At 33.0% G+C, this 12325-nt stretch carries 12 protein-coding genes and 1 pseudogene; 8 read left to right on the forward strand and 5 right to left on the reverse strand.

What is annotated here, in order from left to right:
- The first annotated feature begins 6 nt into the window (after window positions 1-6).
- On the forward strand, window positions 7-1857 hold the full coding sequence (locus FOD82_RS01400) for an SLAP domain-containing protein (protein WP_144354729.1): 1851 nt from the start codon (window positions 7-9) through the stop codon (window positions 1855-1857).
- Window positions 1858-1983: 126 nt separating this feature from the next.
- A complete protein-coding gene (locus FOD82_RS01405; RefSeq protein ID WP_144354730.1) occupies window positions 1984-3396 on the forward strand; it encodes an SLAP domain-containing protein in 1413 nt (470 codons plus the stop codon).
- A gap of 58 nt (window positions 3397-3454) precedes the next feature.
- Here the strand turns inward: FOD82_RS01405 and dhaM are convergent, their stop codons facing one another.
- From dhaM to dhaK, 3 genes are read right to left on the reverse strand one after another with little or no spacing between them, the layout of a single operon-like run.
- A complete protein-coding gene (dhaM, locus tag FOD82_RS01410; RefSeq protein ID WP_144354731.1) occupies window positions 3455-3823 on the reverse strand; it encodes a dihydroxyacetone kinase phosphoryl donor subunit DhaM in 369 nt (122 codons plus the stop codon).
- Window positions 3820-4404: a dihydroxyacetone kinase subunit DhaL gene (dhaL, locus tag FOD82_RS01415; RefSeq protein ID WP_144354732.1), complete on the reverse strand. Its 585-nt coding sequence runs from the start codon at window positions 4402-4404 to the stop codon at window positions 3820-3822. The genes dhaM and dhaL overlap by 4 nt, the downstream gene beginning before the upstream one ends.
- 12 nt (window positions 4405-4416) lie before the next feature.
- A complete protein-coding gene (gene dhaK / locus FOD82_RS01420) occupies window positions 4417-5412 on the reverse strand; it encodes a dihydroxyacetone kinase subunit DhaK (RefSeq protein WP_144354733.1) in 996 nt (331 codons plus the stop codon).
- A 185-nt stretch (window positions 5413-5597) separates the two neighbouring features.
- Here dhaK and FOD82_RS01425 point away from each other — a divergent pair, with 185 nt between their 5' ends.
- The 6 genes and pseudogenes from FOD82_RS01425 to FOD82_RS01450 all read left to right on the forward strand — a co-directional run.
- On the forward strand, window positions 5598-6572 hold the full coding sequence (locus FOD82_RS01425) for a ribose-phosphate diphosphokinase (RefSeq protein WP_144354734.1): 975 nt from the start codon (window positions 5598-5600) through the stop codon (window positions 6570-6572).
- 254 nt (window positions 6573-6826) lie between these two features.
- Window positions 6827-6988, forward strand: coding sequence for a bacteriocin (locus tag FOD82_RS01430; RefSeq protein ID WP_144354735.1), 162 nt, complete (start codon window positions 6827-6829; stop codon window positions 6986-6988).
- Window position 6989: 1 nt separating this feature from the next.
- A complete protein-coding gene (locus FOD82_RS01435; RefSeq protein WP_144354736.1) occupies window positions 6990-7193 on the forward strand; it encodes a hypothetical protein in 204 nt (67 codons plus the stop codon).
- A 297-nt stretch (window positions 7194-7490) separates the two neighbouring features.
- Window positions 7491-9653 carry a peptide cleavage/export ABC transporter gene (locus tag FOD82_RS01440; protein WP_144354737.1) on the forward strand — a complete coding sequence of 721 codons (2163 nt, stop codon included), beginning with the start codon at window positions 7491-7493 and terminating at the stop codon, window positions 9651-9653.
- Window positions 9654-9666: 13 nt separating this feature from the next.
- Complete coding sequence (locus tag FOD82_RS01445) at window positions 9667-10308, forward strand: ABC transporter permease (protein WP_144354738.1); 642 nt, start codon at window positions 9667-9669, stop codon at window positions 10306-10308.
- Window positions 10309-10321: 13 nt separating this feature from the next.
- Window positions 10322-10444, forward strand: a pseudogene (locus tag FOD82_RS01450) (ribose-phosphate pyrophosphokinase); the annotation flags it as partial.
- Between the two features lie 55 nt (window positions 10445-10499).
- Here the strand turns inward: FOD82_RS01450 and FOD82_RS01455 are convergent.
- Window positions 10500-10850 (reverse strand): hypothetical protein, encoded by a 351-nt coding sequence (locus FOD82_RS01455; RefSeq protein WP_144354739.1) that lies wholly within the window; start codon window positions 10848-10850, stop codon window positions 10500-10502.
- A gap of 56 nt (window positions 10851-10906) precedes the next feature.
- Window positions 10907-12277: an HD domain-containing protein gene (locus FOD82_RS01460; protein ID WP_144354740.1), complete on the reverse strand. Its 1371-nt coding sequence runs from the start codon at window positions 12275-12277 to the stop codon at window positions 10907-10909.
- Between the last annotated feature and the right edge of the window lie 48 nt (window positions 12278-12325).

The raw sequence follows: 12325 nt of genomic DNA on the forward strand, positions 1-12325 counted from the left end.
AATTTTATGAAGTTAAGTCGCAAGTTAATAATGGTATCAGCTGCAGCATTAATGGGTGTCAGCCCTATTGTTGCTCCAGTTGTAAGTTCAAATGTGGCACAAGCTGCAACTAAGAAGACCACTAACTCTAATAGTAAGACTACTAAGAGTGGAGATGAGACTAAGCTTGGCTCTAATGCTTACATTTATGATAAAAATGGTAAGCGTAACACTAACTATAAATACGAGGGTAAAGTTTGGAAGTCAATTGGTAAAGGTTCAACTATTCAAACTTATGGCACAACTACTATTAATGGTACTGTTTACTTTGATATTGGTAACGGCAATTACATTAAAGCTGGTAATGTTGCTACAGTAAATGGTAAAAAGTACACTACTTCTTCAACCAAGACTTCTACTACTTCAAAGAAAACTACCACTACTAAAAAGACAAGTTCAGATAAAACAGCTACTTCAAAAAAAGCTGATACTAATTCAATTCAATTGATTAAAAATGCCTACGTTTATGATAAAAACGGTAAACGTATTAAGTCAGCAGGTACTTTGAAGAAGGGCTCAAGTGTTGAATATATTTCAACAGTAACCATTAAGAACAAGAAGTACTTAGATTTAGGTAAGGGTCAGTATATTAAAGTTGGCAATGTAAATGCTGATGATATTATTGATGATAATACACCAACTGGTACTTTAACTCATAATGCTTATGTTTATGATAAAAATGGTAAGCGTATTAAGTCAGCTAAAACTTTGAAAAAAGGTGCTACTATTAAGTACACTGGAACTAAAACAATCAAGGGTAAAGAATATTACAATTTAGGCAAAGGTCAATTTGTAAAAGCTGCTAATGTAAAACCTGATGTAGATGATCAACAAGGCGATGATGAAAACGTAAAGAATACTTACGTTAAGTTGATTAAGAATGCTTACATTTATGATGAAAATGGTAAGCGTGTAGCAAACACAGGTCTTTTGTTCAAAGGTCTTGAATATCAAACTGTAGGAGACGGCGCTAGAAAGATTAATGACGTATGGTACTACCAAATTGGTCATAATCAGTTCATTAAGGCAGTTAATGCAGTTGTTTCAAGTGGAGATGCTCTTATTCCAGCTGACGAAGATCCTGCTAAGCCAAATGCAGATGCAGACGCAACTTTAGGTACTACAATTGCAACTTGGAAGACTGGTGCATCACTTTACAATTCTAATGGTGTAGTAAAGCCAAATACTTATTTTGGACAAGGTCACCAAGCTCGTGTAAATAAACTTCTTTACATTTGGGTAAAGGCAGAAAATAAGGCAGAATTGTTCTACCAAGTAGCTAGTGCAAAAGACAGTTATGTAAAGGCTGATGTAGTTGATGTTAAGGATTCAACTTTAGCTATTTCAAATACTCAAGAAGAAGCTAAGAACTTGGCAACTCCAGCAACTACCGAAACTAAGCAAGGATTAGTAGCTGCAATTAATGCTGCAGAAGCTGTTAAGAAGGAAGCTGCTTATACTTTAGCTTCTCCAACTTCAAAGCAAAACTTTGATAAGGCATTGCAAGCGGCAAAGGATATTAATGAATCTGTAAATGCTAATATGGCAGAAGTTAATACTAATCTTAATGCTTTAGTTGCTGCCCAAGGTCAATTAAACGGTAGAAAGGTTCAAGTAACTGATTTGAACAACTTGTCAGCGAGCGAACAAGAACAAATTATTCAAGTTGTTGCTAATGCAGAAGGTGTTCCAACAAGTTCAGTTAAGTTCTCTGGTAATTCTAATATAGAAGTTACAAGTGCAACTGGTTATGTTTCAACTAAGCCTGTAACTGATTACGCTACTGCAACTCCTCAAACTGCAGCAAGTGTAAACTAAATATAAGATAAAGATTAAGAAAACGCATCCTGGTGAGGGATGCGTTTTTGGATACAGCAATGTAAAAATAAAGTATAATTAATGATGAAACGTCATTAATTATATTTTTTTCGAAAGGAAAAGTATATGAAAAATAAAATTAAAATTATAGGTATAGCAGCAGCTACTTTACTTACTGTTGCACCTGTAGTGACACCAGTAGCATTAAAATCACCATCTAAAGCTTTAGCAGCTACATATGTAAGTGAAGCAGATAGAACAAGTTACTTTACTTATAATGGTCAAAGATATGCTGGTCAATTTAACAACGGCAACGGCGTAGAAATATATACAGGTAAAATTACTTTACAAGCTTTACTTGATAAAGCTAAAGCTTTAGCTCCATTTCATCCTGGAAATAAAGACCAAAAGATGACTACTACTACTTCTGAATTGTATAATCAATTAACTAGTTTGGGAATTTCTGTTACCAAAAATGATTCACAAGGTGAAGTTACTATTCCTAATAAAGATTTTAATGTTACTTTAGAAGGAACAGATCCGATTGAAAAGTTAGGTAAGTCATCCATCTCCATTCCGTTTCATCCAATTGAGAGAACTGATTCTCCACTAATTAGTGTGCATTATACTCAAAACGGTGTAGAAGTAAATAACGTAGTTCAAGATCAAACTTTTGAAGTTGCTCCAAATTCTAAGTTTGCTCCCACTAATTTTGTAAGTAGTGATGGAACAAGATATACTTTCACTGCTAGTGAATCAAGCGATAATAATACTAGTGTAAAAGTAAGTGGTGATGGAAATGAAGTTGATACTTCAAAATCAAATTCTCACTATAAAGTAACTTTAAGTGCTACTAATAGACAAGGTAAAACAACAAAAGCAACATATACTGTAGTAGTTAAGCCAGAAGGTAAATATAGAGTCTATGGTGACAATGCTACCTATATTCATTATTATTCATACAATAAGAGTAATAATAACATGCTTCCAGCTGGAGCAACTATTAGTAATGGAACAGAACTTTATATTGGAAGTAAATCCATGATTCTAAACGGAACTTCATATATTCAATTTTCACAAAAATCCCAAGCAGATGTTGATAAAAGTTCATACTATATCGAAATGAAGTATTTAACTTTGAATCAAAAAGTACCTAAGGTAGTTACTAAGACCATTATGCATAAAGCTTTGGTATATGATGCAGGCGGTGGTTCGAAATTTAGAAAGTTAGCAGCTTACACGAAAGTTCAAGTAAATGAAGAACCAGTTATTATTAGAGGTGAAAAGTACTATAAAGTTGCTGATAGACCAGACTACCTCAAAGCTTCAAATATTGACGGCACTGAACGTACTCTCAAGCATAATGCATATATTTACGCAACAAGTACTCGCCGTGCAGATCGTAAGGTATTGAAGAAAGGAACCAAGATTACAACTTATGGCGGTTCTTACAAGTTTAAGAATGGCAAGAGATATTATCGTGTTGAAGGAGCAACTAAGACGAATAAGAGATATGTTAAAGTTGCAAACTTTGAATAAAATAGCTAAAGAAAAAATCGCTTCTCATGTGAGGAGCGATTTTTGTATGCATTGATAATTATTTGATTTTTAATGGTTTCAATTGTTTTTCGACATAATCCAAATCTGCATCCGCCTGAATAAGGCTTGCTGCAGTATATGCACCTTCGATAAAGGCTACATCGTAAAGGTGAACTTTCTTATTAGACATCTCCATAGCCATTTCTAGATTCATTTTAGCACTGCCCAAATCATAAAAAGCTAATAGTTCATCGGCATCATTTTCATCAAAGGCTTTCATAATTTTTTCCATGCTTGTGCCAATTTCACCGTCATTTGTTCCACCAGCAGTAGTAATGGTTACGTCGCTTGCTACTTGATCGAGGAGCTTTTTAAGTCCTTGGGGAATTTCTGGAACATGAGAAACAAGTACAATTCCTAAACTCATAATAATCCCTCCGTTTCAAGCATTGCACTAAAGAGGTAGCCACTTGATTGTGCACCGGGGTCAATATGACCTTTTGAACGTTCTCCTAAGTAACTTGCACGTCCTTTTTTGGCAATCATATCTTTAGTTGATTCAACTGCGTTATTAATGGAATCTTCAGTTAAGGTATTGTTTTTAACTTCAGGAATTAATTCTTCCCAAACGTCCACCATTGTCTTGTCGCCTTTTTGAGCGCCACCGCGTTTTTTTATTCCTGATAAGGCAGCTTGCAATAATTCATTTAAATCATTAGTTTCTGCGCTCTTTTTTGCCATTTCAAGAAAAGCTGTCCCATATAATGGACCAGATGCTCCGCCAACTGTGGAAATAAGAGCCATAGCAATTTTCTTAAGACCGTTTTGAATATTATCAGGAGCAGGAGTGAGGCTCTTGGCTACCGCCTGCATCCCTCGATCCATATTAAAACCATGGTCACTGTCCCCAATCGGGGTATCCAAATCACTCAAGTAATCTTTATTTTCATGCACTTTTTGTGCGAAATTATTCATCCAGTTAGTTAAAGTTTCTACAGTTAATGTCATATTATTTGTCCTTTACCAGCCAATTGTTTCTACAGGATAGTTTAAGTAATCAAGCCACTTATCATCTTTGATTTCAAATAAAGTGATTGAAATACCAGCCATATCAATTGAAGTCATGTAATTGCCAACTTTGGTAAATGCAGGTTTAACACCAAATTCTTCTAGTTCATTAAGTACATCATGAGTAAAAATAAACTGTTCCATTAACGGTGTTGCACCCAAGCCATTAATCATCATGGCGTATTTTTTATCGCCTGATAGGTTCATTTCATCATCAAGTTTTTCAAGTAGTTCTTTGGCTAAGTCTTTAGATGGCTTGATTTTTTCACGGCGATATCCTGGTTCACTATGGATACCTACACCATATTCAATTTCGTCATCCTTTAATACAAAACCAGGCTTACCAGTTTCTGGATTTGTGGCAGCTTTCAGAGCAACAGCAATAGTTTTAATATTAGGCAAAATATCTTGACCTAACTTTTGTAGTTTATCTAAGTCCATTCCTTCTTGAGCAGCTGCTCCTAAAACTTTATGAACAAGAATTGTCCCAGCAACTCCGCGTCTACCTTGAGTATAGGTGCTATTTTCAACAGCAATATCGTCGTCAACTATGATGGTTTTAACTTCGATGTCATCCATGGAAGCTAAATCTTTTGCCATGTCAAAATTCATAACATCCCCAGAATAATTTTTTACTACAAGTAAGACTCCTTTTCCCTGATTACAAGCCTTAATTGCTGCATAAGCTTGGTCAGGAGTTGGAGAAGTGAAAATTTGCCCGCAAACAGCTGCACTAAGCATTCCTTTTCCAACATAACCGGCATGTGCTGGTTCATGACCGCTACCGCCGCCGCTAACAAGACCAACTTTTCCTTTCATTGAGTCCTTGTTACTTCTAACAACCGCTTCGGCGTTCTTAACTTTTTCAATGTATTGCGGATAAGCCCGAACCATTCCATCAACCATTTCTGAAACAATATTTTTTGGATCATTTATTATTTTTTTCATTATTTGTATCTTCTCTCTAAAAAACAGTGAGTAAGTACTACATATCTATTGTACTAGAAACCGCTTTCTTATTAAAGTAAGACATAAGATGCTAAAATATAAGTGAATATTGATTGAATATTCGTTCCATTTCGTTTGATGTCTGCTAAAATAGTATAGTAGTTATAAATTTTACGGAGGAAACTATGTCTTACAAAGACGATTTGATGATTTTTGCCCTTAATTCAAATGTGCCACTCGCACAAAAGATTGCCGACCGTGTTGGTGTTCCACTCTCTAAGTCTAGTGTTGAACGCTTCAGCGACGGTGAAATTCAAATTAATATTGATGAATCTGTGCGTGGTAAGGATGTTTATTTGATTCAATCAACTAGTGATCCAGTAAATGACAATTTAATGGAATTACTTATTATGATTGATGCTGTACGTCGTGCTAGTGCTCGTACAATTAACATTGTAATGCCATACTATGGCTATGCTCGTCAAGACCGCAAGACTCGCGCTCGTGAACCAATCACAGCTAAGCTTGTTGCAGATATGCTTCAAACAGCTGGTGCTGATCGTGTTCTTTCACTTGACTTGCACGCACCACAAATTCAAGGATTCTTTGATATTCCAGTAGATAACTTAATGGGTGCTCCACTTCTTGCAGATTACTTCTTGAAGAATGATTTGGAAAAAGATGCCGTAGTTGTTTCACCAGACCACGGTGGTGTTACTCGTGCTAGAAAATTGGCTGAATTCTTAGGCACTAATATTGCTATTGTTGATAAGCGTCGTCCTAAGGCTAATGTAGCTGAAGTTATGAACATCATTGGTGATGTTAAAGGCAAGCGTGCAATTATCATTGACGATATGATTGATACTGCTGGTACTATTACTTTAGCTGCTCAAGCTTTAATTGATGCTGGTGCTACTGAAGTTTATGCTTCAGCTACTCATGCAGTATTATCAGGTCCTGCCATTAAACGTCTTAATGATTCTCCAATTAAGAACTTGGTTTTGACTGATTCAATCAACCAACCAGCTGAAAAGAAGCTCGACAAGATGCTTTTAGTTTCTGTTGGACCACTTATGGGGGATGCAATCAAGATGATTCAAGATCACGAACCATTGAGTCCATTATTCAATACACGTTACCAAGAAGAAGAACGTGCATAGTTAAAAATAATAAGTAATAGTAGTAAGATTTCATATCTTACTACTATTTTTTTGTGTATATTTAAAGTTGAAATTTTTAGATGGATAGTATTAGTGTGCCGTATTATAGTTGAAAAATATTATAGTGAACTTAATATAAAAATTTTAATTTATTAAAAAACTATTCAAATAAATTTTTATATACTTTGAAAGCAGATACAAAAGAATTATAATATGGATGAAAAGATAAATATCGTTGAATAAGGAGGTTAGTTATGAAAGAGAAAAAATTTGAACAAGTTTCAGATGAGGAATTGGAAAGAGTCTCAGGTGGAAGGAGACGCACAAGTAGTTGGCAGAAAGACATTGGTGAGTTTTTAAATGGATTTTTGCATGGATGGATGGTTATTCCAAATAAGAAGAAGGGAAGTAATTAATATGAAAGAATCAGAATTAAAGAAATTTGAATCTGTAAAAGACGATAACTTAGAAAAAATTGTGGGTGGTCGTCGTCATCACCATAGTAGAGCATATCATGATGGATGGGTTACTGGTAAAGTTGCAAGTATAGTGGGTACTGTAGCAAGTATTGGAGTAGGAATTGCAGGTTTATGCTTCGCTGCTAAAAGTAATAAAAAATAAAAACAACTGTTGAGGCTATAAAATGGAAAATCAAAGAATAATTTATAAAGTTCTTTCATGCATATGTTTAATTTTAATATGTATGTTAATTTTCTTAATTAAGCCTGCAAATATATATTATAATGCAATAGATTTCGCATTGGTAATTGCACTATTAATTGTTGAAATAAAGATATATCTGCAATTAAGAAAACTAAAGAGCAAAAAAAAGCGAGAGTAAGTTGTTAATATAATGGCCTTTGAAGTAAAATTCAAAGACCTTTTTTATTTTAATAGGATTATATAGAAGATGATTTTATGTTTTTAAAATATAAATGGGAATATGTTCCTCAAGTTGACGAATCAGATTGCGGTGTAGCTTGCGTGGCTATGATATTAAAGCATTACCATGCACGAGTATCGATTGCTCATTTGCGACATTTGGCTAAGACAAATATGGAAGGTACTACTGCATTAGGCTTAGTAAAAACAGCTGAGCAGTTTAACTTTAATGTTCAGGCAATTAAGGCAGACATGTCTTTATTTAATATAAAGGATTTACAGTATCCTTTTATTGTTCATGTTATTAAAGATGATGATTTACTTCATTACTATGTTGTTTTAGGAAGCACAAATAAATATATAATTATTGCGGATCCAGATCCGGATATAGGTATTAAAAAAATATCTCGTAAAAAATTTGAAAAGCAATGGACAGGAATAGCACTTTTAATGGCTCCAAATACTGAATTTATACCAGTTAAAGAAAAGAAAAATAGTTTTTTGTCATTATTTCCATATATGCTAAAACAAAAGAAAATTGTAAGAAATATTGTATTGGCTTCTTTATTGATAACAATAATTGGTATCTGTAGTTCGTATTTTCTACAAGGAATCATTGATACATATATTCCTGATGGTACTTATTTTACTTTATCAGTAATTGCAATTGGATTATTAATTGCATATGTATTTAATTCTATCTTTTCATATGGAGAACAGTTTTTACTAAATGTGTTAGGGCAAAGACTTTCCATTGATTTGAATCTAAAGTATATTAGACATATTTTTGAATTACCAATGGAATTTTTTGCTACTAGAAGAACAGGGGAAATTACATCAAGATTTTCTGATGCCAGTAAAGTCATTGATGCTTTAGCTACTACAGTGATTTCTTTGTTTCTAGATTTAACAATAGTTATCTTGATGGGAATAGTGCTTGCTATTCAAAGTACTACTTTATTTTTAATCACTATAGCTTCTCTCCCCCTATATTTAATTGTAATTTTAGGATTTACTAAATCGTTTAATCATTTAAATAATGACCAGATGGAAAGTAATGCTATATTAAGTTCTTCAATTATTGAAGATATTCAAGGTATAGAAACAATTAAAGCACTAAATAGTGAGCAAGTACGTTATACAAGAATTGATAACCAATTTGTTGATTTTTTAAAAAAATCCTTTAAATATAGTAAAACTGAGGCACTTCAAGAAGCATTAAAATCATTTATTGAAATGTCATTAAATGTTGTAATTTTGTGGATTGGATCATGGATAGTAATGCATAATCAAATGACTATTGGTGAACTAATGACTTATAATGCATTACTAGCGTACTTTATTAGTCCACTTCAAAATATAATTAATTTACAACCTGTATTACAGTCCGCAAATGTAGCTCAAAACCGTTTAAATGAAGTTTATCTTGTTAATGGTGAGTTTAAGAAAAAGAAAACTAATGTTAAAAAAGTAAGTCAAATAGATGGCGATATAGAATATAAAAACGTTAATTTCAAATATGATTATGGAAAGTATATCTTACAAAATATTAATTTGAAAATACATAAAGGAGAAAAGCAAGTTATAGTTGGTATGAGTGGTTCAGGTAAGTCAACCATGGTTAAGCTTCTAGTAAGTTTTTTTGACCCAAGTGGAGGTACAGTAACTATTAATGGTATACCTACTACTGCAATAGATAAGCATATACTTAGATCATATATTACATATGTTCCTCAAACGCCATACACTTTTTCAGGCAGTATAGAAGATAATCTTTTATTAGGAAGCGCTCCAAATACTACTGAAGCAGATATAATTAAAGCATGTCAATTAGCTGAAATTGAAAAGGAGATTGAAAACTTACCATTGAAGTTTGATACAGAGTTAGATGAAAATGCAAAGATTCTTTCTGGAGGACAAAAGCAAAGAATAACAATTGCTAGAGCTCTATTATCGCCGGCTAGTGTTATTATTTTTGATGAATCTACTAGTGGATTAGATTCTATTACGGAGAAAAAAGTTGTAAATAATTTAATGAGTTTGAAAGATAAAACTATCATTTTTATTGCTCATAGATTATCTGTGGCTAAAAAGGCGAATGATATTTTAGTACTAGATGATGGAAAAATAGTTGAAGAGGGGAGCCATAATGATTTAATGGTGCAAAGAGGATATTACTATGATTTAATTAATAGCTAAAAGGTGGCGCATTATGGACTATAAAAATTTGGAAAGTAGTAAATTTTATTCTTATAAATTCAAAAATTTTTCAACGATGATAATTTTGCCTGTTTTTTTACTAGTAGTATTCATTCTTATTGGTTCTATTTTTGCAGTTCGTGAAAAGACTATAAAACTAGTAGGTATAATAGAACCAACTAGTTCCTTAAATATAAAAAATACTGTAAATTATCATGAGGGACAGTGTCTTAATATAGGTAGTAATGTTATCCTAACTTCAGGAAAAAAGAAGAAATTGAATCAAAAAAGTGAAGTACATCTTGCTCAAAATAAAGTAATATTATTCCCAAATCTTGATAATCAAAAGAACTTAGAAATAGTATCATATGCTCCTAATGACGAAGTATCCTATTTAAAAAGGAATCAAAAAATTAAATTTCAAATACGAAATAGATATGGTGAAAATATTATTATTAATGGAAAAATTGAAAGTGTTGCAATTTATCCAAAAGAAGTAAATGATAAAGAAGCTTATTTAGTGGTTTCATCTATCTCACCCAGTAAAAGTGAAAAAGCATATTTAAGGTATGGTATGCAAAGTCAAGTTTCTGTAATTGTAAATAGGCAAACCTACTTTAATTTTTTGAAGGAAAAAATATTCGATGAAAAATAATATAAGATTAAATATAGACAAGATGCTTTTAGTTTCTGTTGGACCACTTATGGGGGATGCAATCAAGATGATTCAAGATCACGAACCATTGAGTCCATTATTCAATACACGTTACCAAGAAGAAGAACGTGCATAGTTAAATTTTACGAAAATAAAGAGTCTGGAATTTTCCAGACTCTTATTTTTTTAGTTTACGCATTTCTTAAAGCAATGTGCCAAATGAAGAATCCAAAGCCAATAATTAAAGCAATTATACCATCAAGTAATAATGCATTGTAAAGACCACCAGCAAAGCCAAGTACTCCTGCAATAATCATTAAGACAAGACAAGCAATATCGCCACCTAGACTAGTAATTCTTTCAGTAGAAATATAAATAATTCCTCCAGCTAAGAACAACATTGAAAGCAAAATCCCAATTACTCCGCCAGCGACATTTTTATAATTAGATAAACCTAAGAATCCACTGGTAATAGCTTGAACAAATAGCCAAATCCCGAAGACAATCATTAAAATGCCAACAATTAATTTTGTAATTCTCATAATTCTCGCCATCCTTTACTTTCAACTTAGCGCAGAAAGCGAATACAAGCAAGAATTTAGTCTTTATTATTTTTGTGTGGTTTTCTAATATAGTGTAAGGCACCATTATTTATGTATTTTTGAAATTGCTCATATAATGGGTCAAAAATCTGTGGTTCTTCACTCTTTGAAAGCATAACTTTTGGGAAAAAGAAACGTTCATCCCCTTGAAATGTACCATTGAGAGCTCGTACTAATGGACTTAATTGTGATAATTCAATTAGCGAGCCATCCATTTGCATGATTTCAATTTGACTGTTAGCATTTTTACCAGTAGGCTTATATGCATCGTAAGGTTCATCAAAGGCAGAGTTTGTATCAGTATAGTAAGTTGGATCAAAGCCGGCTTCCTTGATAAGGTTCTTGAGTTTAGGTAATAAGTTTTTAGTTTCTTCGTTGATTTTAACGCTAGCAAGCGGCTTTCTAAATAAATATCGTTTAGAAAGATCAGCTAAGATAGGATCTGAAGAGTCCATCCACATGGAAAAATTGGTTTCCATAACTCCGTCATTAAGTTTTAAATAATCATCTAAAGTCCAATCTCCATCTAAAAACTTGGCTAAACTTGGAGTTACATTTAAGTGGCCTTCTTGATAAACAACTTTAGCACGCTCTAATAAATGATGCAAAATTACTTCCATTGAACGACCAACTCGGTGAAAATATACTTGTTGATACATTTGATATCGTGATACGATATAGTCTTCAACAGCATGCATACCATTATTATTGAAGCAAATTCCGTCTTTATAAGGACGAATTACTCGTAAAACGCGAGAAATGTCAAATTGACCATAATTAGCGCCGGTATAATAAGCATCTCGTTGTAAATAGTCCATTCTGTCAGCATCTGCTTGACTAGAAATCATTTTTACAACTTGTGCATCAGGGTAGGTTTTGTCGATGACACTAGCCACGAGTTCAGGGAAGTTTGGTGTAACTTGTTTAAGAGCCTTATTAATTTCGGTATTAGGATCAGTGATAATTTTTTGACCAATTTTTTCATGATTGGTTCCAAATAAATGCTCAAAAGTATGTGAATATGGTCCATGACCAATATCATGCAAAATTGCGGCACATTCTACTAATAAGCGATTATTATCATCCCAAAGACCATCGCCGGGAGTTTGAGTAGGATAATTTTTACTAAAAATATTACAGATTCTGCGAGTTAATTCATAAACTCCTAAATTATGTTCAAATCTAGTATGAGTAGCTCCAGGAAAAACATAGCTAATTGGACCTAATTGTTTAATTCGGCGCATTCGTTGGAATTCTTTTGATTTTAAAATATCTAGAATAACTTTATCTTCAATATGAATATATCCATGGACTGGGTCGCGAAGGACGACTTCTTGTTTTAATTTTTCACTTTGAAATTTTGGCATAATAAACTTCCTTAAGCTTAATTAGTTAATTTTTCTTAAAATTCGCGT

This window comes from Lactobacillus sp. LL6 (assembly GCF_007570935.1).
Lineage (GTDB): Bacteria > Bacillota > Bacilli > Lactobacillales > Lactobacillaceae > Lactobacillus.

Excerpts from the sequence above, each read along its gene's own strand:
- dhaL (WP_144354732.1), bottom strand. The coding sequence starts at position 4,404 with ATGACATTAACTGTAGAAACTTTAACTAACTGGATGAATAATTTCGCA.
- dhaK (WP_144354733.1), bottom strand. The coding sequence starts at position 5,412 with ATGAAAAAAATAATAAATGATCCAAAAAATATTGTTTCAGAAATGGTT.
- FOD82_RS01455 (WP_144354739.1), bottom strand. The coding sequence starts at position 10,850 with ATGAGAATTACAAAATTAATTGTTGGCATTTTAATGATTGTCTTCGGG.
- FOD82_RS01445 (WP_144354738.1), top strand. The coding sequence starts at position 9,667 with ATGGACTATAAAAATTTGGAAAGTAGTAAATTTTATTCTTATAAATTC.
- FOD82_RS01460 (WP_144354740.1), bottom strand. The coding sequence starts at position 12,277 with ATGCCAAAATTTCAAAGTGAAAAATTAAAACAAGAAGTCGTCCTTCGC.
- FOD82_RS01425 (WP_144354734.1), top strand. The coding sequence starts at position 5,598 with ATGTCTTACAAAGACGATTTGATGATTTTTGCCCTTAATTCAAATGTG.
- FOD82_RS01440 (WP_144354737.1), top strand. The coding sequence starts at position 7,491 with ATGTTTTTAAAATATAAATGGGAATATGTTCCTCAAGTTGACGAATCA.
- FOD82_RS01400 (WP_144354729.1), top strand. The coding sequence starts at position 7 with ATGAAGTTAAGTCGCAAGTTAATAATGGTATCAGCTGCAGCATTAATG.
- FOD82_RS01435 (WP_144354736.1), top strand. The coding sequence starts at position 6,990 with ATGAAAGAATCAGAATTAAAGAAATTTGAATCTGTAAAAGACGATAAC.
- dhaM (WP_144354731.1), bottom strand. The coding sequence starts at position 3,823 with ATGAGTTTAGGAATTGTACTTGTTTCTCATGTTCCAGAAATTCCCCAA.
- FOD82_RS01405 (WP_144354730.1), top strand. The coding sequence starts at position 1,984 with ATGAAAAATAAAATTAAAATTATAGGTATAGCAGCAGCTACTTTACTT.
- FOD82_RS01430 (WP_144354735.1), top strand. The coding sequence starts at position 6,827 with ATGAAAGAGAAAAAATTTGAACAAGTTTCAGATGAGGAATTGGAAAGA.